The 23,591-nt window shown below is 73.2% G+C and carries 20 protein-coding genes; 5 read left to right on the top strand and 15 right to left on the bottom strand.

What is annotated here, in order from left to right; all coding sequences use genetic code 11:
* Positions 1-39 precede the first annotated feature (39 nt).
* The 9 genes from OG435_RS35730 to OG435_RS35690 all read right to left on the bottom strand — a co-directional run bounded on the left by OG435_RS35730 (position 40) and on the right by OG435_RS35690 (position 8,331).
* The gene (locus tag OG435_RS35730) at positions 40-969 is read right to left on the bottom strand and encodes an ABC transporter permease (RefSeq protein ID WP_266883393.1); all 930 of its coding nucleotides are present in this window, start codon (positions 967-969) and stop codon (positions 40-42) included.
* On the bottom strand, positions 966-1,850 hold the full coding sequence (locus OG435_RS35725) for an ABC transporter ATP-binding protein (protein WP_266883391.1): 885 nt from the start codon (positions 1,848-1,850) through the stop codon (positions 966-968). Before OG435_RS35725 ends, OG435_RS35730 begins: the two co-directional genes overlap by 4 nt.
* A complete protein-coding gene (locus OG435_RS35720; protein WP_266883389.1) occupies positions 1,847-2,236 on the bottom strand; it encodes a GntR family transcriptional regulator in 390 nt (129 codons plus the stop codon). The genes OG435_RS35725 and OG435_RS35720 overlap by 4 nt, the downstream gene beginning before the upstream one ends.
* Before the next feature lie 78 nt (positions 2,237-2,314).
* Positions 2,315-3,355, bottom strand: a complete 1,041-nt coding sequence (locus OG435_RS35715; RefSeq protein ID WP_266883387.1) for an LLM class flavin-dependent oxidoreductase — start codon at positions 3,353-3,355, stop codon at positions 2,315-2,317.
* Between the two features lie 79 nt (positions 3,356-3,434).
* A complete protein-coding gene (locus OG435_RS35710) occupies positions 3,435-4,217 on the bottom strand; it encodes a GNAT family N-acetyltransferase (RefSeq protein WP_266883385.1) in 783 nt (260 codons plus the stop codon).
* 61 nt (positions 4,218-4,278) lie between these two features.
* Positions 4,279-5,307, bottom strand: coding sequence for a transporter substrate-binding domain-containing protein (locus OG435_RS35705; RefSeq protein ID WP_266883383.1), 1,029 nt, complete (start codon positions 5,305-5,307; stop codon positions 4,279-4,281).
* Positions 5,308-5,390: 83 nt separating this feature from the next.
* A complete protein-coding gene (locus tag OG435_RS35700) occupies positions 5,391-6,185 on the bottom strand; it encodes an amino acid ABC transporter ATP-binding protein (protein ID WP_266883381.1) in 795 nt (264 codons plus the stop codon).
* On the bottom strand, positions 6,182-7,144 hold the full coding sequence (locus OG435_RS35695; RefSeq protein ID WP_266883379.1) for an amino acid ABC transporter permease: 963 nt from the start codon (positions 7,142-7,144) through the stop codon (positions 6,182-6,184). The genes OG435_RS35700 and OG435_RS35695 overlap by 4 nt, the downstream gene beginning before the upstream one ends.
* A 200-nt stretch (positions 7,145-7,344) precedes the next feature.
* Positions 7,345-8,331 carry an amino acid ABC transporter permease gene (locus tag OG435_RS35690; protein ID WP_266883377.1) on the bottom strand — a complete coding sequence of 329 codons (987 nt, stop codon included), beginning with the start codon at positions 8,329-8,331 and terminating at the stop codon, positions 7,345-7,347.
* A gap of 646 nt (positions 8,332-8,977) precedes the next feature.
* Between OG435_RS35690 and OG435_RS35685 the strand changes: the two genes are divergently transcribed.
* The 3 genes from OG435_RS35685 to OG435_RS35675 are packed head-to-tail and all read left to right on the top strand — an operon-like array spanning position 8,978 to position 11,906.
* A complete protein-coding gene (locus OG435_RS35685; protein ID WP_266883375.1) occupies positions 8,978-10,171 on the top strand; it encodes an LLM class flavin-dependent oxidoreductase in 1,194 nt (397 codons plus the stop codon).
* Positions 10,168-11,130 carry an ABC transporter substrate-binding protein gene (locus OG435_RS35680; RefSeq protein ID WP_266883373.1) on the top strand — a complete coding sequence of 321 codons (963 nt, stop codon included), beginning with the start codon at positions 10,168-10,170 and terminating at the stop codon, positions 11,128-11,130. Before OG435_RS35685 ends, OG435_RS35680 begins: the two co-directional genes overlap by 4 nt.
* A gap of 23 nt (positions 11,131-11,153) precedes the next feature.
* Positions 11,154-11,906: an amino acid ABC transporter ATP-binding protein gene (locus OG435_RS35675; protein WP_266886382.1), complete on the top strand. Its 753-nt coding sequence runs from the start codon at positions 11,154-11,156 to the stop codon at positions 11,904-11,906.
* A 4-nt stretch (positions 11,907-11,910) separates the two neighbouring features.
* Here the strand turns inward: OG435_RS35675 and OG435_RS35670 are convergent, their stop codons facing one another.
* The 3 genes from OG435_RS35670 to OG435_RS35660 all read right to left on the bottom strand — a co-directional run bounded on the left by OG435_RS35670 (position 11,911) and on the right by OG435_RS35660 (position 16,064).
* Positions 11,911-12,774 (bottom strand): aminoglycoside phosphotransferase family protein, encoded by an 864-nt coding sequence (locus tag OG435_RS35670; protein ID WP_266886380.1) that lies wholly within the window; start codon positions 12,772-12,774, stop codon positions 11,911-11,913.
* A gap of 405 nt (positions 12,775-13,179) precedes the next feature.
* Complete coding sequence (locus OG435_RS35665) at positions 13,180-14,949, bottom strand: IPT/TIG domain-containing protein (RefSeq protein ID WP_266883371.1); 1,770 nt, start codon at positions 14,947-14,949, stop codon at positions 13,180-13,182.
* 386 nt (positions 14,950-15,335) lie between these two features.
* Entirely contained in the window at positions 15,336-16,064 is a 729-nt protein-coding gene (locus OG435_RS35660) for an SOS response-associated peptidase (RefSeq protein ID WP_266883369.1), read from the bottom strand.
* Between the two features lie 30 nt (positions 16,065-16,094).
* On the opposite strand from OG435_RS35660, the gene OG435_RS50820 reads away from it, so the two are divergent.
* Positions 16,095-16,331, top strand: a complete 237-nt coding sequence (locus OG435_RS50820) for a DUF6924 domain-containing protein (RefSeq protein WP_430625800.1) — start codon at positions 16,095-16,097, stop codon at positions 16,329-16,331.
* A gap of 41 nt (positions 16,332-16,372) precedes the next feature.
* Here the strand turns inward: OG435_RS50820 and OG435_RS35655 are convergent, their stop codons facing one another.
* Both OG435_RS35655 and OG435_RS35650 read right to left on the bottom strand, forming a co-directional pair.
* The gene (locus tag OG435_RS35655; protein ID WP_266886378.1) at positions 16,373-19,381 is read right to left on the bottom strand and encodes an SGNH hydrolase domain-containing protein; all 3,009 of its coding nucleotides are present in this window, start codon (positions 19,379-19,381) and stop codon (positions 16,373-16,375) included.
* A 17-nt stretch (positions 19,382-19,398) separates the two neighbouring features.
* Positions 19,399-21,123 (bottom strand): glycosyltransferase family 2 protein, encoded by a 1,725-nt coding sequence (locus tag OG435_RS35650; protein WP_266883367.1) that lies wholly within the window; start codon positions 21,121-21,123, stop codon positions 19,399-19,401.
* A gap of 310 nt (positions 21,124-21,433) precedes the next feature.
* Between OG435_RS35650 and OG435_RS35645 the strand changes: the two genes are divergently transcribed.
* Positions 21,434-22,012 (top strand): hypothetical protein, encoded by a 579-nt coding sequence (locus tag OG435_RS35645; RefSeq protein WP_266883365.1) that lies wholly within the window; start codon positions 21,434-21,436, stop codon positions 22,010-22,012.
* 123 nt (positions 22,013-22,135) lie between these two features.
* On the opposite strand, the gene OG435_RS35640 is transcribed toward OG435_RS35645, so the two are convergent.
* Entirely contained in the window at positions 22,136-23,470 is a 1,335-nt protein-coding gene (locus OG435_RS35640) for an ROK family transcriptional regulator (protein WP_266883363.1), read from the bottom strand.
* Positions 23,471-23,591 lie beyond the last annotated feature (121 nt).

The following is a 23,591-nucleotide window of genomic DNA, read 5'->3' as shown; positions in this document are numbered from 1 at the left end:
AGGGCCTTTCGGCCCCGGATCCGGCCGGGTCGTTCGGCACTAGGGATGCCGGGCGCGCACCAGGCGGAAGGCGGCGTAGAGGACGGCGGCGGCCAGGGCGAGGAGGATGGAGGTCTCGATGAGCTGGGTCGGCCAGTGGTGCGAGGCCGGGTGGAAGTCCGCGTACCGGGCGGTGATGTTCAGGTCGGCCGGGCAGCCGGCCGCCGGGTCCGTCGGGTTGAAGCAGGCGTCCTCGGAAAGGCGCTCACCCGTGGAGCTGAGGTATCCGGTGTCCATCATCAGGGCGTAGCCGGACCACCGCGGCCCCGGGCCCGGGTAGGGCGCGGTCGTCGTCACCACGGGGAGGAGGGACCAGCGCAGCACACCGAGGACAAGCAGCACGAGGCCCGTGAGGAGACCCGTGACCGCCATGGCGGGCAGCGTCCGCCGGACCAGCTGGCCGACCAGGGCGCCGAGGGCCACGCCGAGCAGGCAGTAGCCGACGAGCACCGGGCCGGCGGCCTCGTACGGGCCCCGGTCGGCCCAGTGGAGCCCCGAGGATCCGCTCACGTTGGACCAGCCCAGGCGGTACACCCCGATCAGGGCGACCGAGCCGAGTACAGCGACCACGGCCGCCACCAGGACCTTCGAGCCGAGCCAGGCCTTCGCCGTCGTCGACTGGGTGAGGGCGAGCCGCCAGGTCCCGCTCTCCAGCTCGCGGGCCACCATCGGGCCGGCGACGAAGGCTCCCGCCAGCAGCGGGAGGAAGAGGAGGGTGTTGCCCGCGTACTCGATGAGGAGCCGGAGCGCCTCCCACCCGTAGTACGAGGACGGTGAGGTCATCCGGTCGGCGTCTCGATCCCCGCTCAGCACGCGCAGCGCGATCACCGCTACGAGGCCCAAACCCACCAGCGCGAACACCGCCCACAGCACCGTCCGGTGCTGCCGGACCGCCACCCAGTACGGTCCCTTCAGCGTCAGCGCGCTCATGCCGGCACACCCTCGGTGGCATCGGTGTCCACGGCGAACGCCGGGGCTTCGGGCGCGCGCAGGTGGGCGAGCAAGAGTTCCTCCAGGGACGGGTGGGTCGTCTGCCAGGTGCCGCTGTCGACCGGGCCCCGCGGCCGTACGAGCGCCGTGAGCTGCCGGCCCGTCGTGCGGGCCTCGACGACGGTGTGCGCGGAGAGTTCCTCGCGGGCGGCGGCGGGGCCGGTGAGCAGCAGGTGCGCCGCGCCGATCTCGTCGAGGGGGCCGGCGAGGCGGATCCGGCCGCCGTCGACGAGGAGCAGGTGGTCGCAGGCGCCCTCCAGCTCGGTGAGGATGTGCGAGGACATCACCACGGAGGTGCCGTTCTCGGCGGCGTCGGCCATCAGCGTGCCCATGAGGCGGTGCCGGGCGAGCGGGTCGAGATCGGCCATCGGCTCGTCGAGCAGGAGCAGGCTCGGGCGTTTGCCGAGGGCCAGGGCGAGGGCGACCCGGGTGCGCTGGCCGCCGGAGAGGGTGCGGATCTTCGCGCCCGGGTCGAGGTCCCCCGCCTCCACGATCTGCTCGGCCCTGCCCGCGTCCCAGCGGCCGGGGTTGAGTTCGCTGCCCATGCGCAGCGTCTCGCCGACGGTGAGCTGCGGGTAGAGCGGCTTCTCCTGGGCCACGTAGGCCAGTTCTTCGCGGGGGACCGAGCGGAGGTGGCCCTCCGTCGGAGCCACGAGCCCGGCCGCGATGGTCAACAGCGTTGACTTACCCGCCCCGTTGGGTCCTACGAGTGCACAGACCCGGCCCTCGGGAAGCCGGAAGGCGCAGTCGCGCAGCGCCCACCTTCCCCGGCGTCCGTAGCGCAGGCCGAGGCCCTCCGCCTCGATCACCATGTGCGTCATACGTCTTCGTCCCCCTTGAAGTGCTCTTCCAGTACGGCCGAGAACAGCGCGGCCGCGTCGTCCCGCTCCATCCCCGCCTCCCGCGCCCGCCGCGCCCAGTCCGCGAGTTCGGCGCGCAGCGGGGATTCCGCCGGGGCGCCGCCCAAGGACTTGCGGATGAAGGTGCCCAGTCCCCGCTTCGCCTCCACGAGGCCCTCGCGTTCCAGTTCGCGGTAGGCCTTGAGGACGGTGTTCGGGTTGATGGCAGTGGCCTCGACGACCTCACGTGCGGTCGGCAGCTTGTCGCCGGGCTCCAACAGCCCCAGGCGAAGGGCCTGTTTGGTCTGCTGGACGATCTGCAGGTACGTGGCGATGCCGCTGCGCCGATCGATGCGGTACTCCAGCACGACAACACCACCCTTTCACTAGGCAAGTAGTGAAAGGGTGGTGCAGGGGGGTGCTTCTGTCAACTGTCCCTCTCGGCCTCAGCCGAAGGTGGGGTCCGGAATCGAGCGGCGCAGCTCCGGTGCGATCCGCGACTGGAACAGGGCCAGGGAGTCCCGGTGCTGGGTCTCGGTCAGCCCGCCCGGCTCGGCCTGGAGGTGCAGGACCGTGTGGCCGAACTCCTCGTGGTAGCGGTGCACCTTCTCGATCACCTGCTCGGGGCTGCCGATCAGGGCCGAGCTCCGCTCGACGAAGTCCTCCAGGGTGGGAAAGACCGGCTCGATGCCCTGAGCGGCATGGGCGGCGAGGTAGCGCGCGAAGGCCGGCCGGAACGCGGCCACCGCGCCCTGCGAGGTGGCCGCCGTGTGGAAGCCCGCCGTGCCCGCGCCCACGACCGCGTGGGCCGGATCGTGTCCGTAGTGCTCCCAGCGCTCGCGGTAGTGCCGGATCAGCTCGGCGTACGGGCCGATCGGGTGGGTGACGTTGGCGGAGAAGAGCGGGTCGCCGTAGCGCGCCGCGAGATCCACGGACTCCCTGCTCGTGGCGCTGCCGTGCCACACGCGCAGGGTCCTCTGGTACGGCCGGGGCAGCACCTCGGCGGCGGTCAGGGCCGGCCGGAAGCGCGGACTGGCCGTCACCTTGTCCTCGCTCCAGATCTGGCGGAACAGCTCGTAGCCCTCGGAGTTGCGCTCCCACTGGTCCTCGGGGGTGACGTCGAACAGCTCGCGCTGCGCGGTGCCGTTCCCCTTGCCGATCATCAGCTCCAGTCGGCCGTCGCTGAGATGGTCGAGGGTCGCGTAGTCCTCGTACGCCCGCACCGGGTCGAGCAGGCTCAGGGTGGTGACCGCGGTGTACAGCCGGATGCGCCGGGTCAGCGCGGCGATGTGGGAGAGCACCACGGGCGGCGAGGACGACAGGAACGGCCGCTCGTGCCGCTCGCCGACCCCGAACCCGTCGAAGCCGAGCTCCTCGGCCTGCAGCGCGGCGGCGACCACCTGCCGGAACCGCTCGCGCGTGGGAGTCGGGGCGCCCGTCGCCGGGTCCGTGCCGTCCGTGATCAGGGTGATGGCCAGGAATTTCACGCCGGCGCTCCTCGGAAAGTGCGTGCCCGAACATCAGGGCCGTGGAAATGACGGGAATATGAAAAAGAATGCGGCACTGTTAAATGCGTGTGGCGGCCGTGTCGTCCGCGCCGCCGGGCGCCCGGAAGGCCAGGAAGAAGGGCCTGTGGCGCACGGTGAAACCGATCGACTCGTAAAGGCGGACCGCATCGGTGTTCTCGGCCGCCGTGTGCAGGAACGGCGCGTCTCCCCGGTCCCGGATGCCCGCGGCGACGGCGCGGACCAGACGCGTCGCCAGCCCCCTGCCCCGGAAGCCGGGATGGGTGCAGACCGCGCTGATCTCCGTCCAGCCGGGCGGGCGCAGCCGCTCCCCGGCCATGGCGACCAGCCGGCCCCGGTGGCGGATGCCCAGGTACGTGCCCAGCTCGATGGTGCGGGGCAGGAAGGGCCCCGGCTTCGTCAGCTCGATCAGCTCCAGGACCTCGGGCACGTCCGCCGCCCCGAGCCGCACGGCCTCGGGGGCGGGCTCGGCACGCAGCGAGGTGTCGACGAGCTGGACCCCCCGCCCCGACCAGAGGGTCTCCCAGCCGGGGGGCGGGGTCAGCACCCCGGAGAGCGATACGGTCCCGCCGGGGCCGGCCAGGGAGCGCAGCCCGTCCCAGGAGCGGGCGTCGGCCGGATCCGCGATCGCGGAGAAGACGGCCACCTCCGGGTCGTAGCGCGCGGCGTGGGCGCCGGCCCGCACGGCGAAGGCCGCGTGGGCGCCGGACAGCGAGGCCCAGGCCGGGTTGTCGAGCACGTGCGGGGGCGTCGGGATCGCCGGGGCCACCGGGGTCACGTGGCTGGGAGCCGGACCGGGGCTGGTGGTGCTGGTGGTGGGCATGGGAGCGGAACCCTCCTTCCGTGGGATGCCTGAACGGGCCGGGGACGGCCGGCCCGCGGGGTCAGGAGTTGGTCGTGGGCAGGCCGGGCGGGTTCACCAGGGAGGTGGGCACGGCCTCGTTGGAGAGGTTCCAGGCGGTCAGGAGCTTCGGGTACTGGCCGCTCTTGGCGAGGTGGTTGATGGCCTCGGCCACCGGCGCGGCCAGCCCGCTGTCCTTCTTCGCGGTCGCGGCGATCAGCCCCTGGAGGGTCTCACCGGCACCGGAGAACGAACCGGCGTTCCGCGTCGGGGCGTTGCCGCTCGCGGTCTGGGTGATGTGGTAGGAGATCGACGGGTTCGGACCGAAGTTGAGGTCGATCTTCTTGCCGCTCAGCGCGAGGTAGACGCTGTTGGCGTCGGGGAAGTACTTGACCGTGATGTCCTTGCCCTCGGACTGGAGTTTCTTCTGCCACTCCAGGAGGATCTTCTCCTGGTTGGTGCCCTTGCTGACCGACACCGTCAGGCCCGCCAGCTTGCGGTAGTCGCCGCCGAACTCCCAGGTGTTCTCCTTCAGCGCTTCGAAGGCCAGGTTGTCCTGCCGGTAGGAGGCGAAGTCGTACTTCTTCTTGCGCTCCTCGGTGACCGTGACGTTGGAGAAGGCCACGTCGACCTTGCCGCTGTCGATGCCGACGAAGAGGTTCTCCCACGTGGAGTTCTTCACCACGGGCTTCAGACCCAGGGTCGCGGCGACGAGGCGGCCGAGGTCGGGCTCCGCGCCGGTGAGGGTCTTCTGGTCGGTGCCGACGTAGGCGAGCGGCGGGAAGCCGGCGGGCAGGGCGCCGACGCCGATGACCAGCTCACCGCGGTCGCGCACCTCCTTCGGGAGCTTCGCGCGCAGGGACTCGACGACCGGGACGGACAGTTTCGCCTGCTGGGCGGCTCCGTTGGAGACGGCGCCGACGATCACCTTGTCCGAGCCCGGGCCCGAGGCGGTGCCGGAGGCCTTCGCGTCACCGCCGCACGCGGTGAGTCCGGCGGCGAGGGCGACGGCGGCGGTCGTGGCGCCGAGGCCGCGGACGAGTCTGTTGCGCAGGAGGGACGGGCGCTGCATGGTGTTGCCTTTCGGAGGTTCGGAGGTTCGGTGATGCGAAGAAGGGGAGTTGGCGAGGGTGTGGGACGGGTGGGGCGGGGTGCTCAGAGCACCTTGCTGAGGAACTCCCGGGTGCGCGGGTGCGCGGGATGGTCCAGCACCTGCGAGGGCGGGCCCTGTTCGACGATCCGGCCCTCGTGCAGGAAGACGACCTCGTCGGCCACCTCGCGGGCGAAGCCGATCTCGTGGGTCACGATCACCAGGGTGGTGCCCCCGGTGGCCAGGTCCTTGATCACCGAGAGCACCTCCCCGACCAGCTCGGGGTCGAGCGCCGACGTGGGTTCGTCGAAGAGGATGACCCCCGGCCGCAGGGCCAGGGCCCGGGCGATGGCCACCCGCTGCTGCTGCCCGCCGGACAGCTGCCGCGGGTAGGTGCCGCCGCGGTTCCCGAGTCCTACGCGGCGCAGCAGATCCTGCGCCAGGGCCTGTGCCTGCGGCCGGGACAGCCTGCCGGTGGCCACCGGGGCCGCGGCGACGTTGTCCAGCACCGTCAGGTGCGGGAAGAGGTTGAAGTTCTGGAAGACGAAGCCGATCCGGCCGCGCTGGGCGAGGATCGCCCGCTCCCGCAGCTCCTTGAGCCGGCCCCCGTGCCGCTGGACGCCGATCAGCTCGCCGCCGATGCTGACGTGCCCGGCCTCGGGTCGCTCCAGGTGGTTGAGCACCCGCAGCAGCGTCGACTTGCCGGATCCGGAGCGCCCCAGGATCACGGTGACCGTGCCCGGCGCGACCGTCAGGCTCACCCCGTCGAGGACCCGCCGGCCGCCGAACCACTTGTGCACGTCGTGCACCTCGATGGCGGCGGGCCGCGCGGCCGTGGCGGTACCGGTGTTCTCGCTCATCGGGCCGTCTCCTTCCGGTAGCGGATCCGCAGGTCGCGCAGGCCCGCCCGGGCCCGCTGGAGGGGAGTCGGCACCGGGGTGCGCAGCGCCCCGCGGGCGTAGTGGCGCTCGACGTAGTACTGGACGACGGAGACCAGGCTGGTGAGGACCACGTACCAGACCGTCGCCACCAGCAGCAGCGGCACCACGTCGCCGGGATAGGTGCTGCCCAGGCTCTGCACCGAGCCGAACAGGTCCAGCAGGGACACGTAGAAGACCAGTGAGGTGGCCTTGAGCAGGCCGATCAGCTGGTTGACGTAGGAGGGCACGATCGATCGGAGCGCCTGCGGGAAGACGATCCTGGCGAACTGGTAGCGCTTGGGCAGGCCCAGTGCCGCGGCCGCCTCGTGCTGGCCCTGGTCGACGGAGAGCACGCCGGCCCGGACGATCTCGGCGGCGTACGCGGCCTCGCTCAGGCTCAGCCCGACCACCGCGACCGCCATGTCGGTGGCGAGCCGCGACTCGTCGAAGGTCACGAAGGCGGGGCCGAACGGCACGCCGATGCTGAGGGTGGGGTACAGGGCACTGAGGTTGTACAGGAAGAGCAGGACGACGATCAGCGGCACGGAGCGCAGGAGCCAGATGTAGGTCCAGCTCACCGACCGCAGCACCGGGCTGCCCGAGAGCCGTCCGAGCGCCAGCAGGACGCCGCCCGCCAGGCCGAGCACCGCGCTGTACGCGGCCACCTGGAGGGTGATGAGCAGCCCGTCCAGGATCACCGGGCGGGCGAACCAGTACGCGAACCGGTCCCATTGGTAGAAGGGGTTGGTGATGAGCCCGTGGGCGGCCTGCGAGACCAGCACCAGGACGACGATGCCGGCGACCCACCGCCCGGGCCGGCGCAGCGGGAGGACCCGCTCGGCCGGCCCGGGCGGCCCGGTGGGGCCGGCGGGCGCGGAGAGGAGCAGTGATTCGGTCAAGGACACTCCACGGCTTCGAATAGGCGCAGAATCGAAAAGCAGCCGTCAAGCAGAACAGGAGAGGCCGCCGATATCTCTTTATCTGCGGCGTAAGCTAGGCAGCCCGGAGAAGGGGTGTCAACGGCCTGGATATCCGGACGCGTGAAATCGTGTTCCGATTTCATCCGCCGTACACACAACGCCTGTTCGTGAAATGAAACTCAGCGATCGCCGGGTGCGGTCACCGGGTTCGGGCGGTCGCGCAGGGCGGTGAGCCGGAGGCGCAGCAGCCGCAGCAGGGTGGGCGGAAGGCCGCGCGAGCTCCCGCGCGCGTAGTGCCGCTCGACGTAGTACTGGCCCGCGCTCAGCACGGTGGTGACCGCGACGTACCAGAGGGTCGCCACCATCAGCAGCGGGATGACCTGGTAGTTCTGGTTGTAGACCAACTGCACCGAGTACAGCAGGTCGTGCACGGCCAGCACGCTGACGATGCTGGTGCCCTTGAGCGTGCCGATGAGCATGTTCCCGGCGGTCGGCACGATCGAGCGCATGGCCTGGGGCACCACGATCCGGTACAGCGTCCGGCGCCTGCTCAGCCCGAGCGCCTGAGCGGCCTCGGTCTGGCCCGGGTCCACGGAGAGGATGCCGCCGCGCACCACCTCGGCGGCGTACGCTGTCTCGTGCAGGGTCAGGCCGATGACGGCGGTCAGGGTCGGGCCGAGCAGGTTGACCGTACTGACGCTGAAGAGCTGGGGGCCGTAGGGGATGCCCAGGCCGAGCGTCGGGTACAGGGCGCCGATGTTGAACCAGAACAGCAGCTGCACCAGCAGCGGCGTGGACCGGAACACCCACACGTAACCCCAGCTCAGGGTGCGCAGCACCGGGTTGCCCGACAGCCGCATCACGGCGAGGACGGTGCCGAACAGGAACCCCAGCACCATCACCACGCCGGTCAGCCAGAGGGTCAGCAGGAGCCCGTCGAGCACGGCGGTGGTGGTGAAGTACCGGCCCACCAGGCCCCATTGGAAGGCCTCGTTGCGCACGACGGAGACCAGCACCATCGCGAAGACCAGCAGGGCGGCGGCAGCCGACACCTGACGGCCGAGACGCCGGCGCGGCACGATCGGCGGCGGCTCGGCGCCGGGGGCGGAGGGCGGGAAGGCGTCGGACACGCGGGGCGCGTCGGAGACGTCGGAAACGGTGGTCATGGAGGTGCTCCGGGGAGTGGGAGGGATCGCGGGCGCGGCAAGCCGCCGGACGCGGGTACGGGCGTCGTCACGCTCGCCGTGTCCCTCAACACGGCCGGACCGGCCCGCGCGCAAGGCGGGGCCGGAACGCCGCCGATCGTATGCGCGCACCACACGAACGTGTCAACAGTGCGCCGTTCAGGGGCGGTCGGGACCGTCCGGCATCCGGGCCGTTGCTTGACGAAGGGCGCTCCGTACTGTTCAAGTAGTCGCATGAACGCCCATCAGCGCCTGGTCTCGCGCGACTACATCGACTTCGGTCGGGTGTGGTCCGCGGCCTGTTGCGCCTGACGCGGCAGCGGGCTGTCCGACCGGCCCTTCCCTCCCTCGGTGACCCCGTCGCGGGCCGAGTTCTCCCCTCGCGCAACCGTCCCGCGGGCCACGACCGCCGCCGGCCCGGGCTGCTGCGAACCAGGACGCGCGCTGCCGCCGCACCCTGTCTGCGACACCCGGCGTCGTCACGCCCGCACCGTCGCGCCCTCCTGATCACCCCCACCCCGTTCCGTCCCGCGACCGAGCGGCTGACGGATCATCACGCATTGCTGCTCCGGGGGTGGTTCACCCTGCCCTGAGGCGATCCGCCGCACGTTTTCGAAAGGCCACACCCATGCCCGTGGAGTTCCTCGGCATAGCCGCCACCAACGACGGCTCCGAAACCACCGCACGATCCGGCTCCGCCTTCGACAGGGAGTACACGCTCCGCCTCGCCAGGGCGCACGAGGAACACGGCTGGGACCGGGTGCTGTTCGCCTACGGCTCCGGTACTCCGGACCCCGCACCGGCCGCCGCGTACATCGCGAGCAAGCTGGAGCGGCTGCAGATCCTGCTGGCCCACCGGCCCAACGTCTCGTACCCCACCTTCGCCGCGAAGACCTTCGCGACCCTCGACCAGATCAGCGGCGGCCGGCTGGCCGTGCACTTCATCACCGGCGGCAACGACCACGAACAGGGCCGCGAGGGCGACGTCCTCGGCAAGGACGAGCGCTACGCCCGCACCCTCGAGTACATCCGCATCGTCAAGAAGATCTGGACCACCCACGAGGCCTTCGACCACGAGGGCGAGCACTACCGCTTCCACGACTTCGTCAGCGACGTCTTCCCCGTCCAGCAGCCGCGCCCGAACGTCTCGTTCGGCGGCTCCTCACCCGCCGCCTACGCGGCCGGCGGCGCGGAGGCCGACATCTACTGCCTGTGGGGCGAACCCCTGGAGCAGACGGCCCAGCAGATCGAGGCCGTACGGGCCGCCGCGCGGGCCGCGGGCCGAACCGAGGCGCCCCGCATCCAGGTCGCGTTCCGCCCGATCATCGCCCCGACCGAGGAGCTGGCCTGGGAGAAGGCCCACCGCACGGTGGGCGCCATCAGACAGCGCAGGCGGGCGGGTACCGTACAGCGGCACCGCAACGGGGTGTCGGAGGCCGCGGCGCCGCAGAACACCGGATCGCAGCGGCTGATCGCCATCGCCGAGGCGGGGGAGCGCTACGACCGGGCCCTGTGGACCCCGACCGCCGCCGCCACCGGGGGCGCGGGCAACTCCAACGCCCTGGTCGGCACGCCGGAGACGGTGGCCCAGGCGCTGCTGGACTACTACGACCTCGGCGTGGACATCCTGTCGGCCCGCGGCTACGACCTGCTCGGCGACGCCGTCGACTTCGGCCGGTACGTGATCCCGCTGGTCCGTGAGGAGGTCGCGAAGCGGGACGCGGCACGCGACGTCGAACGGGACGCAGCACGGGACGCCGAGAGCGGCGCCCGCCCCGAAGCCGCATCTCCCCGCCAGACCCTGACGGCGGTGCGCGGATGAGCCCGCGCGCGAGCGTGCGCCGCGTGCGTCCGCGCACCGCACTCGCCCTCCTGCCCCTCGCCCTGCTGGCGACCCTGACGGCCTGCGGATCCGGTGACGCCTCGCCTCCGGTGGCCGGCGCCCTCGCCTCTCCCGCTCCGGCCGACGATCCGGTCGCCGGCGTACGGACCGTGGAGTCGATCGCGGCCCTGCTTCCCGCCGAGGTCCGCAAGGCGGGCAGCCTGCGGATCGGCGGCTCCGTCGGAGCGCCGCCGTCGGCGTACTACCCCAACGGGCAGGACAAGCCGCCCGCCGGGCAGGACATCGACATCGCAGCCGCGGTGGGCAAGGTCCTCGGCGTGAAGCTGGAGCGGCAGGACGCCTCCTTCGAGACGATCCTCCCCGCCCTCGGCAGCGGCAAGTACGACGTCGGAACGGGCAACTTCGGCGTCACCACCGAACGCCTGAAGTCCGTCGACTTCGTCACCTACATCAACGACGGCCAGGGCTTCGCGGTCAAGACGGGCAGCACCGTACTGACCGGGCAGGTCTCCGACCTCACCCAGCTGTGCGGACTGACCATCGGCACCGGCGCCGGCACGACGTTCGAGAAGACCCTCACCGCCAAGAAGGAGGTCTGCGCGGCCGCCGGGAAGAAGCCGTACGAGGTCAAGGTCTTCTCCGACGGCGGGGCCGTCACCACGGCCCTCCAGCAGGGCCGGATCGACGTCGTCATGTCGACGATCAACGGGCTGCGCCACCAGGCGGCCCAGCCCGCCGCGCAGACGACCTTCCTCGGCGAGTACCACCGTCTCGACGTCGGCTTCGCCTTCAAGAAGGGCTCCGCGCTGACCCCCGCCTTCCAGGCCGCCGTCAACGCGCTGATCAAGGACGGCACCTACGCGCGGATCCTGAAGAAGTGGGGCACCACGCCCTCCGCGATCGACACCTCGCAGATCAACCCGGCCGAGCACACGTGAGCGGGCCCGCAGCCGGACCGGCCATGGTGGAGGTCCGCGGCGTCCACAAGAGCTTCGGACCCCTGGAGGTGCTGCGCGGGGTCGACCTGAGGGTCCGCGCCGGGGAGGTCACCGTGATCCTGGGCCCCTCGGGCTCGGGGAAGTCCACGCTCCTGCGCACCATCAACCACCTGGAGAAGGTGGACCGCGGCTGGATCAGCGTCGACGGAGAACTCATCGGCTACCGGGGCCACCGCGGCAAACTGCACGAACTCAAGGAGAAGAAGGTGTTGAAACAGCGCACGCACATCGGGTTCGTCTTCCAGGACTTGAACCTCTTCACGCACCTCACCGTCCTGGAGAACCTCGTCGAGGCCCCGGTCTCCGCGCTGCGCAGGCCGCGGGAGGAGGCCGAGGCGACGGCCCGCCGGCTGCTGGAGCGGGTCGGGCTGAGCGACAAGGCCGCCGCCTACCCGCGCCAGCTGTCCGGAGGACAGCAGCAGCGGGTGGCGATCGCCCGGGCGCTCGCGCTCGAGCCGAAGGTACTGCTCTTCGACGAGCCGACCTCGGCGCTCGACCCGGAACTGGTCGGTGAGGTCCTGGACGTCATCAAGGACCTGGCCCGCACCGGAACCACCATGCTCGTCGTGACCCACGAGCTCGGCTTCGCCCGGGAGGTGGCGGACACCGTCGTGTTCATGGACGGCGGGGTCGTCGTGGAGCAGGGAGCGCCCGGGGCCGTCCTGGACGACCCCCGGCACCCCCGCACCCGCGCCTTCCTCGCCAAGGTGTGGTGAGGGATCAGCCGATGAGCGCCTCGGTGATCTGCCGGGTGGTCTGCGCCGCGACGCGGGGGTCGGTCGCGGCGTGGAAGGTGTAGGCGCCCAGGCCGGTGGCCAGGGCGCAGCCCCGGCCGCGCGTCCACGTGGCCTCGTCCACGTCCAGAGCGGCGCGGAAGACGGCCCGGCCGGCGGCGGACAACAGGGTGAAGGCGATGGTCAGATCGCAGGCGGGGTCCCCGATGCCGAGCCCGCCGAAGTCGATGACCGCGCTGAGGCTCCCGCCGGAGGTCAGCAGGTTGCCGGTGTGGAAGTCCCCGTGGAACCAGACCGGCGGCCGGCCCCAGCCGGGGGCGGCGAGAGCCGCTTCCCACAGGGCGGTCATGGCCGCCGCGTCGAAGACGCCGGAGACCTCCGCGATGGCGGCCCGCGTCGCGCGGTCCCGGTCGGCCAGCGGAGTTCCGGTCAGGTCCGCGGGGACGGTCCCGGCCGGGAGGTCCGGGGACGCGAACCGCTGCAGGTCGGTCAGGAACCGGGCCAGTGCCACCGCGGCCGCGGGGGAGTCGGCCAGTGCCGCGGCGGTCGCCACCTCTCCGTCCAGCCAGCGGGACACCGACCACGGCCACGGATAGCTGAAGCCGGGCCTTCCCACGGCCACCGGTACGGGGACGGCCAGCGGCAGGTGCGGGGCGAGCCGGGGCAGCCACTCGGCCTCCTTCGCGGCCTGCCCGGCGACCCCGGGCCCGCGGGGCAGCCGGACGGACAGCTCCCGGCCCAGCCGGTAGATCACGTGGTCGGACCCGGCCGGGTCGAGGAGACGGAGGGGGAGCCCCGCCCAGCGCGGGAACTGGGCGTCGACCAGGCGCCTGACCAGCGCCGCGTCGATGACAGGGCGGGCCTCCTGGTCCGGCGCCGCCGACTGGACCGCCGCTGTGGCCGCCGTGTCCGCCGGCCTCCTCGCCGCCGCCGTGTCCGCCGCCTCCGTCGTCTCGCTCGTCAAGAACGGCTCCCGTGCCCGGCCCGCTCCGGACGGCGGACGTTCGCAGCCATCCCACCGTGCCGGGGCCGGGCTGTCGACCGGGTTTCCGGCCCCTCGACGGCTACGCGGCCGGGCCGTCCGCCTCCTCCGCCCGCAGGACCCGCCCCGGCTGCTCGCCGCGGCCGACCCCGCCTGACCTCGGCCCGGACACACCGCCGGCCCGCCTCGGGACGAGGCGGGCCGGCGGCCTTCATGGGTGCGGGGCGTCCCGTCGGGGGCGACGCAGGTGCGGGGTCAGAGGTAGGTGTGGGGTCAGGGGCAGGTGGCCAGGAGGACGGAGACGACCGTGCAGCTCGCGGTCGCGCTGTCGTTGAGCGGGTTGGGGTCGGTCGGCGCGGACGCCGTACGGGTGGCGGAGACCGAGACGCGGCCCAGGGAGAGCAGCCCCAGCGGTACCCGGAACGTCCTGGTGACGGCGGCGCCGTTGGCGATGGTCCCGTAGGAGCAGGTCACGCTGGACCCGGCGGCCGTGCAGCCCGGGGACAGGGTGTTGGCGGACGCGCCCGGCGGCAGGGTCGCGGTGACCGTGGCCGAAGTGACCGTACCGGGACCGGTGTTGCGGGCCGTCAGGGTGTAGGTGAGGTAGGGGACCAGCAGCCCGAGGCCGGGCTGCGCCGTCAGGTCCACGTCGATGTCGGCGGGCGGGAGCTGGTACGTGTACCGGCCCGCGCCGGTCACGGCGCTGGTGCCGCCGGGCGTGGTGACCTGGACGTCAACGGGGCCCGCGCCGTGGGCGGGCGCGGCGGCGGTGCAGGCCGTGGAGGTGCAGGAGAGGCCGGTGCCCGGGCTGCCGGGGCCGAAGGTGATCGCGGTGGCGCCGTCCAGGCCGGTGCCGGTGACGGTGACGACCGTACCGCCGGCCGTCGTGCCGGTGGACGGGCTGAGGGAGGTCACCACGGGGACGGGGACGTAGGTGTACCTGCCGCCGGGGGAGGGGGCGCTGGTGCCGCCGGCGGTGGTCGCCTGGACGTCCACGGCGCCGGTTCCGGACGGCGCGGTGGCGGTGCAGGAGGTCGCCGTGCACGTGACGTCGGTGGCCGGGTTGCCCGCACCGAAGGTGAGGGCGGCGCCGGTCAGGTTGGTGCCGGTGACCGTCACGGCTGTGCCGCCGGCCGTGGGCCCGGCGGCCGGGCCGACGGAGGTGACCGTGGGCGGGAGGGTGAAGGCGAATACGATCCGCCCGTCACCGGCGTTGGTGCCGTCGGTCAGGGTGACCGCGGAGCCGGGAACCGTCCCGGAGACCAGGCTGGACCCTCCGCCACCGCCCCCTCCGCCACCACCGGTGGAGCCGTATCTGCCGCCGGCCCCGCCCCGGCCTCCGCCGCCGTACCCGGCGCCGCCGCGGCCGCCGGCGCCCGTCGGGCTGAACACGCCCTGGGCGGCGGCCCCGCCGGAGCCGTTCGGGAAGGCGCCCGGGGAGCCGTTCGGGCCCTCGTTGTCCGCGCCGGGGCCGCCGATCCCCGCCGCCCCGCCGGCCGTGTCGGTGCCCGGGCCACCGCCCGTACCGCCCTCGGCGTCGGAGGCCAGGCCGTTGCCATGGGCTCCCGCCCTGCCGCTGTCACCTCCGGCGGCTCCCCGGAAGGCGGGCGAGCCGATGCCCGCTCCGCCCGCCCCACCGCCCGAACCGGCCGTCAGCAGCGGTGCGTTGGTGTCCGTGGTCACCGCGACGAGGGCGCCTCCGGATCCCGGTACGCCGAACTGCACGCTCGGCGTGCCGGTGGCACCGCGCCGGCCGACGGTCACGTTGAAGACCTGCCCGGGAGTGGCGGGGACGGTCGCGACGAGGTGCGCGCCCTTGCCTCCGGCGGTCCCGTCGGCGGCGTTCCCGCCCCCGGCGCCGTCCAGGGTCACCACACCGCTCACGACGCCCTCGGGTACGGTGACGCTTCCGGAACCCCCCGCGGAGCAGGTGATCGTGGTCGTGGCACCCACCAGGACCGGGGCGGCGCACACCCCCTCCGCCGCAGCCGGGGGCGCCAGAACCGTCAGGCCGCCCGCGGCCAGCGCCGAGGACGCGGCCACCGCCAGCAGGCGGCGCCGCCACTGGGCACGCGGAGCATGTAACAGAGCAGTCGAAGACATCGAAGTCTCCCCCTCTCGCCTCCGCCCGGCAGCGGCCGGAGTCGCATACTCCTGGGAAGCCGCGGCCGGACGCTGCCGCACGACGAACCGGAACGCGGCTTCGCCCGGCGATGCCGCCCGTTCGCCGGTATTCCAGGGCCCGTTGGAAGGACGACGGCCCAGTGATACCGGCGGAAGCATCGCAGCGGCCGGGGCGCGGCGGGCACCAAATGCCGGATCGTCCCGCCAAACCGTTGGAAACCCCGAAATCAGCCCCCGGAGTCGTACGAATTTCCGAGACAATGCGGGGTTCTGGTGAGGTCGGCCGGTGCGGTCGGACGTCGCCGTCAGCCGGTGGGATCGATGAGGTGGGGGCCGTTGTTGCGGACGCTGTTGACGGCGGTGGAGACCGCGGTCACCGCGAGCCGCCCGTCGGCGGGGGTGTGGAGCAGGGCACGGAGATCCGACGTGTCCTCGTGCGAGGGGTCGAGCCAGGCCTCGTAGTCGCCGGGGTCGAGGGCGAGCGGCATCCGGGGATGGATGCGGCCGGCCGCGTCGGTGGCCTCGGTGGTGATGATCGTGGCCGTGGTGAGCCAGGCGTCCGGATCGTCCCGGTCGGCGGCGGAGGGGTCGCGCCAGAACTCGTACAGACCGGCCATGGCCATGACGGAGCCGGTTTCGGGGCGGATGAAGTAGGGCTGCTTGTAGGCCTTGGCCGATCCGGTGGCGGGTACGGCGACCCACTCGAAGAAGCCGTCCGCGGGCAGCAGGCAGCGGCGTTTGGCCAGGGCCCGCCGGTAGGCGGGCTTCTCGTGGACGGTCTCCACCCGCGCGTTGATCATCCGCGATCCCACGGCCGGGTCCTTGGCCCAGGACGGCACCAGCCCCCACCGCACCGGACGCAGCTGCCGCCCGAGCTCCCCGGTGTCCCGGTCGGCGCGCTCCAGGACCGCCCACACGTCGTCGGTGGGCGCGACGTTCCAGGAAGGCCCCAGAGCCAGGCCCGGATCGAGCCGGGCATCGAAGAGCCCGGCGAGGTCTTCCGGCGCACGGGAGGAGGCGTATCGACCACACATGCCTCCACTGTCCCACCCTTCCCGGCCGGGGTGGGCCAGACCTCGCCGGACGGGGCACGCCCGGCGGCCAGCCCCGCCGGCGCGCAGACCCCGCCGGCGGCTCCGGGGCGGCGTGCGACGGCCGACCCCGCCCACCCGCTCCTGGCCGTGAACCTCTGGATCGAACCCGGGCGGACGTTCAGGGCCCCGGCCCGCTGGTTTCCCGACGCCTCGGCCAACCTCGGCCTCGCGAAGCATGTACTTCGCGGAGCACGCAGAGGCGGCTGACGCGTCAGGAACCTTCCGGGGCTTCGGATCGGACTGACACCTCACCCCCGCGTGGACACCGTCACCCGGTCGACCCGCATCGGGTGGCCCGGTTCGGTGGCCGGGCCCGGGGTCGCGCCGTCGGCCAGGGGGAGGCTGCCGCCGACGGCCACGTTGAGGATCAGGAAGAGGCCGTGGTCCACCGCCCGCTTCCAGGTGTCCGGGTCCATCCCGGAGGCGGCCACCCGGTGGTGCACGCGGCCGTCCAGGTACCAGCGCACCTCCTCGGCGCCCGGGGAGAGATCGACCTCGACGGCGTACGCGTGGAAGCCCGTACGGCAGTCCCCGCACGGCCGCGGGCCCGAGCTCAGGCCCGCCGGCTCCCGGCAGGGGCCGCCTTCGAGGGTTCCGCAGTGCATGGTCGCGAAGACGCTGTCCCGGCCGTTGACCGATTCCATGATGTCGAGCTCCCCGACGCCCGGCCAGCCCGTGTACCCGTCGCGCAGCGGCGCCCCGAGGGTCCAGAACGCCGGCCAGTAGCCCGCGGCCTTCGCGCCGGTCACCTCGGGCAGCGCGATCGAGGCCTCGATCCGCAGGGTCCCGCCGGCCGGGGGAGCGAAGTCAGAGCGCCGGGTCTCGATGCGGCCCGACTTCCACGCGCCGTCCGTACGGGTGGGGACGATCTCCAGCGCGCCCTTGCCGTCGAGACGCACGTTGTCGGTCGAGTCGGTCATCGTCTCGATCTCACCCGTGCCCCACTGGGCCGCGGGGCATCCCGGATAGCACGTGCCCGTGTCGTGCAGCCAGTTCGTGGAGGACGGCGGGCTGCCGGCGGGACCGTCGAACTCGTCCCGGAACAGCTCGGCCCACCCCGCAGGCCGGGCCTCCCCGGGTGAGGTGGCGGATGCGCCCACGGCGGGCAGCGCCCCGGAGTCCGTGAGCAGCCGCTCGAGCCGCGGGGTCAGGACGACGACCGCCACGTTGGTCAGGTGGGCGTCGTCCCGGTAGAGCATGATGCGGTCCAGCACGGCCGGGCAGGTCGGCCCGTCGCCCGGGCACAGCACCGGGTTCACGCTCACGGCGCGTACGCCGGGCAGGGCGCCGGAGGCGATCCGCCGGGCCAGCGGATCGGGCTGCCGGGAGTCCGTACGGCTGAACGCGCAGGCGGCGGGATCCCCGGGGCTGCCGGACACGCACGCGGGGACGTCCGTACCCGGTACGGGCGTGTCCTCGATGTAGACGATCGGCGCACCGATCGCCCGCAGGGGTTCGAGGGTCTTCTCCCAGGCTTGGGAGAGGAGTTCGGAATCGGCGGTGTAGCGGTTGAGTGAGGAGATCACGATGAGCCGCGGCTTCGGCTGCCGCCGCAGCCGGTCCAGGGTGTCGGCGCGCCAGGTGTCGCACTCCCGGTAGGCGCGGCCGAGCTGGGGGCTGTCCACCGCGAGCTGCGGCAGGGGGCAGCCCTGCTTCACCAACTCCTGCAGCGACCAGCCGCGTTGAGCGGCCACGGCGAGCATCGCGGAGAACCACTGGCCCGCGTGCGAATCGCCGAGCAGCACGATCCGGTCCGGGCTGTCCACCGCCCCGAACAGGCAGTCCGGGCTGCGGGTCACGGCCGGCGCCACCTCGCAGGCCCCGTCCGGCGGGAAGTCCGCCCGGGCCTGGGCGGGGCCGGGCACCACGGGGCCCGGCCCCAGCGGTGCGGAACCCGTACGGGCGAGCAGGTTCGGGCCGGAGACGGCGCCCGGGGGCAGGCCGCTCAGCTGGACGGGCGTGGCGGGACCCAGCAGGTTCAGCGTGGTGGTCCCCACCACGAGCGCGAGGACCACCGGCAGGACCACCGCCGTGACGCCCACCGACAGCCCCCGGCGCGGGAGTTCGGAGACGGTACGGCTGCGGCGCAGCGGCTGCTCGACCCAGCGCATGGTGGCGTAGGCGGGCAGTGCGGCGGCCAGCGTGAGCGCCGCCTTCACCGGCCAGTCCTGGGGCCCGAAGCGGGCCTCGGCGAGGACGAGCACCGGCCAGTGCCACAGGTACAGGGTGTAGGAGAGCCGACCCACCGCCCGGGGAGCCCGCCCCGCGAGGAGCAGGCCGATCCCGTAGCCGCCCGGCGAGCTGCGCTCGCCCCGGCCGGGTATCGCGGCGAGGATCACGGCGGCCGCCCCGAGGGTCGGCACCAGGGCCGCGTAGCCGGGATAGGGCGTGGCCGCGTCGTACGCGACGGCGCTCCAGACGATCGCCGCGCCCCCGGCCCAGCCGCAGAGCAGCCGCAGCGGGCGCGGCCCGCGCATCAGGTGCCAGGGCAGCAGGGCCACCAGCGCCCCGACCCCGAACTGCCAGACCCGCGAGGGCGTGGCGAGGTACGCGAGGGAGGCGGAGTGGTCCGTCCAGCGAAGGGACAGCGCGAACGACGCGAGCACCAGCGGTACGGCGGCCAGCGCCACGGCGGCGCGCACGGCGCGGCCCCGGCGTACGGCCCGGGCCGCGCCGAGCACGATCAGGGCGAGCAGCGGCGCCCAGACGAGGTAGAACTGCTCCTCGACGGCGAGGGACCAGAAGTGCAGCAGCGGGCTCTGCTCGTGCCCGGCGGCGAGGTAGTCGGTCCGCTGGGCGACGAACCGCCAGTTGGCGACGGAGAGCGCCGCCGCGACCACGTCGTGCTCCAGGTCGGCGCGGCGCAGCGGTACGGTCAGCCAGGCCCCGGCCAGCGCCACCGTACCGAGCACGACGGCCGCGGAGGGCAGGAGCCGGCGGGCCCGCCGGGAGAAGAAGTCCAGGAGCCGGATCCGGCCGGTGGTGATCGCCTCGCGGACGAGCAGGCCGGTGATGAGGTAGCCGGACACGACGAAGAAGACGTCCACGCCGACGAATCCGCCCGCGAGCCCCGGAACCCCGGCGTGGAAGGCGAGGACCGCGAGGACGGCGACGGCGCGCAGCCCCTCGATGTCGGGCCGGAAGGCGGAGCGGTGCGGGCTGGGCCCGGACTCCCCGCCGGAGCGGGCCGGGGCGGGCGGTTCGGGAGGTGGTGCGGGGGAGGCCGGGGGAGAGGGGACGGGGACGGGGGAGTGCATGGTGGTCGTGAAGCCTTTCAACTCAGCCAGGGAAGCATGGGGTTGACCCACCCGGATGCCAGCAGGCCGGTGAGCAGGAGCACCGCCGAGGCGGCGAGGGTCTCGGGCCAGCGGCGCGGCAGGACGCCCGTGCGGGAGCGGCTGGCGGGGGCCCGTCCGAGACCGGGGCGACGGCCGCCGGCCGGAGTGGCGGCCGTGGCGGGCTTCCCGGCGAGCGCCGCCGGCCGAAGCTCGGTGAACAGGTCCCGGACCAGCGGCCCGTTGATCTGGCACTGCACCAGGAAGTAGAGAAGCAGCCCCCAGTTGGGCTCCCAGCCGTTGCGGGCCACGGCCAGCGCCAGACCCGCGGCGGCGGCGCCGTTGGACAGGACCAGCCAGAGCAGCGAGACGCCCACCACCCGGCGGGCCATCCCGCCGGAACGGGCCGGGCCCCTGGTGCCGGTGGGCACCCAGTCGGCGCTGCGGCCGCGCAGCGTGTGCAGGAAGGCGGTGGCGGCCGCGACGCTCGTCAGGACGTTCGCCCGGATCACCTCCACCCGCCAGCGGGTCCTGCTGATCCGCGGGAGCAGCACGTGCCAGAGCCAGAGCGGGGCGAGCAGCGGCAGGACGTGCCAGGGCCGGATGTCGTCCGGGTACCAGAACATCATCACCAGGGGCGGCAGCGGCGCCGCGAAGGTGTTGACGGCGGCGGCCAGGTAGCCGACGACGCCCTCGTAGAAGCACAGCCGCATCCGCCAGGGCGCGCCCATGCCCCGCAAGACGGGCGTGGTGAGGAGGTGGAGGTTGCCCATCGCCCACCGGTACTGCTGGTTGACGAAGGAGGTGACCTCGTCGGGGGAGGTGCCCTTGGCGACCAGAACCGGCACGTACAGGGTGCGGAACCCCTGGGCGTGCAGGGCGAGGCCGGTGTACAGGTCCTCGCTGTGGTCGAGGCGGGCGAAGCCGCCGGCCAGGTCGATGGCGGCGCGCCGGTAGACGGCGTTGCTGCCGCAGCAGATGGCGGCGTCGCTCGCGTCCCGGGACGGCTGGATCCAGCGGAAGAACCACTCCTGGGCGGAGCCCGCGGCCCGCTGGATCCACCCCATGGACCCGTCGGTGTCGAAGCACTGCGGGCTCTGGACGATCCCGACCGCCGGGTCGGCCAGATAGGGCACGAGGTGGCGCAGGAAGTCCGGCCGGGGCGCGAAGTCGGCGTCGAGGATGGCGATGAACTCGGCGCCGCTCAGGGTCAGTGCGTGATTGAGGTTGCCGGCCTTCTTCAGGTACCCCCGGTCGGGCCGTACGACGTATTCGTACCCGTACGAGGCCGCCAGCGAGGCGACTTCGGGACGGTCGGCGTCGTCGAGGACCCAAGTGGTCAGCGCCCCGGGCCAGTCGACGGCCGAGACCGCGCGGTAGGCGTTGTCCAGGACGGGGAGCGGCTCGCCGCAGGTCGGCAAGTAGAGGTCCACGCCGGGCAGTCGGGCGGGCTGCCAGGCGCGGACGAGCACCTCGTGCGAGGGCCGGGTCAGCCTGCGCTGGCGCAGGCTGTTCACCGAGGACAGGACGAGGGCGACGAGGTTGAGCCCGAGCACGGCGAGGAAGGCCCACAGGGCCGGAGTGCGCAGCGCGAAGGTGAACATGGTCGCCGCGGTGAAGACGAAGGCGAGGCTCGTGCTGATCAGGACCCAGCGTCGTTGCGGGCCGAAGTACCAGTAGAGCTCTTCGTCGGAAGGAGGTTGCGGAAGATGAAACAAGGTCATAAAGCACCCCACGGCTGTTTATGCGACCGTTTCAGATGGCCATGGCCACCATAGCGTCAGAGGTATAGACCAATTGTTTCCGCGCGGCCAACACGTTCAATCGGCCACGGGATTGGCGCATCTCAAGTGGTCCAGACCTTTGCTTCGATCATTCGACCGGGCGCTCCGCCTCCCGCCGGGAAGATGCAGGTCACGGGGGAGTGAACAGACACCGAAGACTTGCGTGGCCGGTCGGGCCGACTGGGCAGGGTCCGAGGTCGCCTTCTCCTTCGCCCCACCCGCGCGGCCCCCAACCGGCTACGCTCTGCCCGTGCTTGAGGATCCGGACAGGGGAAGTGCGTACGATCCGCCCGAGTGGCACGCGCCGCCGCGGATGATGGGTGGACACGTCGCGGGGCCGGCGGTGATCGGCCGGACGGACGGGGTCGTGGTGGTGGCCCGGCACGTCCTGGCCTACCCGGCCGGGCTGGAGATCGAGGTGGAGGCCCACGCGCGCGGCGCGTCCTCACCCCCCGGCGGGCCCCCGGCCCCGGACGGGCCGGCTCCCGACCTCACGGAACCCGCCGGGCCCGCGTGGCCGGCCTTCCGCCTCCGGCTCGGCGACGGCGGTGTCGTGGTGCAGGACGACGACACCGGGCTGCGGGACGGGCGGGGACCGACGATGGTCGTCAGCGGGTACGAGGGCTCCTGGGGCGGCCCGGAGGGCGGCGGGGACGTACGCATGACGCTGTGGACCTGGCCGCTGCCGCCGCCCGGCCCGCTCACGGTGTCGTGCGCCTGGCCGGAACGGGGGCTGCGGGACGCGGCCCTGGTCCTGGACGGGGCGGCGGTGCGTGCCGCGGCCCTCCTGGCCCGGCCGTTCTGGGCCGGCGGGGCGGGCGGGGCCTGAGGCTTCGCCCGCCCCGGCCGTTCGGGGCCGGTGGGGCGAGGAGGGCCGCCGGCCCCGGCGGTTTTGGACCGGCGGGGCCTGAGGAGTCGCCCGTGATGGCCGTGACGTCCGCGTGCCGGGTTCTCAGGAACCCGTAGCCGCCGCCACCGTCCGCGCCGGGTCCTCGTACACCGGGTCGAGGGCGAGCAGCGCGCCGCCTCGCGCCGGAGCGGTGAAGCCGAGCGTGGACAGCAGGAGGCGGCAGCCGCCCGTGTCCGGTGCCATGACGCGTTCGGCCATCAGCTGCTCCACCCGTGGGGCCAGCCGGTCGCCGAAGTAGGTGAAGTACCCGCCGAGCACCACGGCGCGCGGGTTCAGCACGTCCGCCAGCAGTGCCAGCCCCAGGCCGAGACCGTCGGCGATCCGGTCCAGGGCCTCCAGCGTGCGGGAGTCCCCGGCGGCCGCCCGCGACTGAAGGTCCGTCAGCCGGGTCTCCAGGTCCAGGGAGGGGTCGTGCACGGGATCCTCCGGGGCGGCGGCGTGCCGCAACAGGGCCGTGAGCCCGACCATGGTCTCCCAGCAGCCCCGGCGCCCGCAGGCGCAGAGCGCGCCGCCCGGGTCGAGCGGCATGTGGCCGATCTCCCCGGCGAACCCGGCGGCTCCGCGGTGGAGCCGGCCGCCGCTGATGATGCCGCCGCCCACGCCGGTCTCTCCGGTGACGTAGATGAGGTCGTGGATGCCGGCCGCGGAGGCCTCCAAGTACTCGGCCACCGCGCCGAGTTTGGCGTCGTTCTCCAGGCGTAGCGGGGGGGCTCCGCGCCCGAGGCGGGCGCGGATCCCGCTGACCGCATGGACGCCGCGCCAGTCGATGTTCGCGGCGTAGACGACGGTGCCCGCCGCGATGTCGACGACCCCGGGGGCGGCGACGGTGACCCCGGCCGTGGCGATCGCGGCGGCGTCCAGGGTGGCGAGGGCTTCGCGGACCAGCCCGGCGGCGCAGTCCAGGACCGCTTCGGGCCCTGCGGCGCGGACGTCCATGGCGACCCGCCGCTCGAAGACGGTGTCCCCGCCCAGGGTCAGGGCCACGACGGCCAGGTAGTCGACGTTGATCTCCAGGCCGATCCCGCACAGCGCGCGGCCGTCGATCCGGACGTTCTGGCCGGGGCGGCCCACCGAGCCGTCCCGCTCGGCGTCCCCCTCGCGGACCAGGCCGAGTTCGATGAGCTCGGTGACCAGTCCGGTGACCGTGGGCCTCGGCAGCCCCGCGTCATCGGCGATCCGCGCGCGGGAACGCGGTCCGGCGTCGCGCAGGAGGCGCAGCAGGAGACCGAGGTTGGCCCGGCGGATGGAGGCCCTGCCGGCGGGTCTGGCCGGGCCGTTGATCACGACGGGGCGGATGCCCGCATCGCCTCGGCCGCTCCCGTCGCCCCGCCCGTCCTCGTCGCCGCTGCGCCGCACGCTTCGCGGATCTGTCCTCACCGGTACTCCTCACTGCCGTCCCCCGAGAGTCTGCCACCCGTGGGTCCGGGACCTGCCCGCCCCGTCCCGCCTCCCCGTTTCCGGAGCGTTCGGAGTGGACGTTCCGGAGCGGACGCGGTGC

The sequence above is a fragment of the Streptomyces sp. NBC_01264 genome, assembly GCF_026340675.1.
GTDB lineage: Bacteria > Actinomycetota > Actinomycetes > Streptomycetales > Streptomycetaceae > Streptomyces.
The sequence above is the reverse complement of the archived record's forward strand: the minus strand, read 5'-3'. Positions and strand labels throughout refer to the sequence as shown.